The organism is Pseudomonas brassicacearum subsp. neoaurantiaca, from assembly GCF_013608025.1.
In the GTDB taxonomy this organism is placed as follows: domain Bacteria; phylum Pseudomonadota; class Gammaproteobacteria; order Pseudomonadales; family Pseudomonadaceae; genus Aquipseudomonas.
Window position 1 is genome coordinate 15,271 of record NZ_VDLV01000060.1, and the last position, 1,191, is coordinate 16,461.

General features: G+C 61.8%; 1 protein-coding gene. It reads left to right on the forward strand.

The genetic code is table 11. The features are described 5' to 3' along the window. Nucleotides 1–1,191: immunoglobulin-like domain-containing protein (locus FHK92_RS27970; RefSeq protein WP_258232749.1), on the forward strand; the 1,191-nt coding region annotated here is incomplete at both ends.

Below are 1,191 nucleotides of genomic sequence, written 5' to 3' on the forward strand. Positions count from 1 at the left end.
GGGTGGCAACTTCGAAAACCTGGTTCCGAGCACCACGCCTGCGGTCACCACGATCACCGATTCCGCTGATGCCACTGGTCTGACCCTCAGCGCCAGCGAAACCATTACCGAAGGCGGCCAGATCACCTACACCGCGACGCTGACTAACCCAGCGCAAACGCCAGTGACCGTGACCTTGAGCAACGGCGCCGTGATCAACATCGCTGCCGGCCAAACCACCGGCACCGTGGCTGTCGATACCCCGGCGAACGATGTCTACAACAACGGCAGCACCGTCAGCACCACGATCACGGGTGCAACCGGCGGTAACTTCGAGAATCTGGTGCCGAGCACCACGCCAGCCGTCACCACCATTACCGACTCGGCTGACACCACTGGCTTGACCTTGTCTGCCAGCGAAACCATTACCGAAGGCGGTCAGATCACCTACACGGCGACGCTGACTAATCCGGCGCAGACTCCGGTGACCGTGACCTTGAGCAACGGCGCGGTCATCAACATCGCTGCCGGTCAAACCACCGGCACCGTGGCTGTCGATACCCCGGCGAACGATGTCTACAACAACGGCAGCACCGTCAGCACCACGATCACGGGCGCAACGGGTGGCAACTTCGAAAACCTGGTTCCGAGCACTACGCCTGCGGTCACAACGATCACCGATTCGGCTGATACCACTGGCCTGACCTTGTCTGCCAGCGAAACCATCACCGAAGGCGGCCAGATCACCTACACCGCGACGCTGACTAACCCGGCTCAGACCGCAGTCACCGTCACCTTGAGCAACGGCGCCGTGATCAACATCGCTGCCGGTCAAACCACTGGCACCGTGGCTGTCGATACCCCGGCGAACGATGTCTACAACAACGGCAGCACCGTCAGCACCACGATCACCGGTACCTCCGGCGGCAACTTCGAAAACTTGGTGCCAAGCACTACGCCTGCGGTGACCACCATCACCGATTCCACTGATGCCACTGGCCTGACCCTCAGCGCCAGCGAGACCATCACCGAAGGCGGCCAGATCACCTACACCGCGACGCTGACCAACCCGGCGCAGACTGCGGTCACCGTGACCTTGAGCAACGGCGCGGTGATCAACATCGCTGCCGGGCAAACCACTGGCACCGTCGCTGTTGATACCCCGGCGAACGACGTCTACAACAACGGCAGCACCGTCAGCACCACGATCAC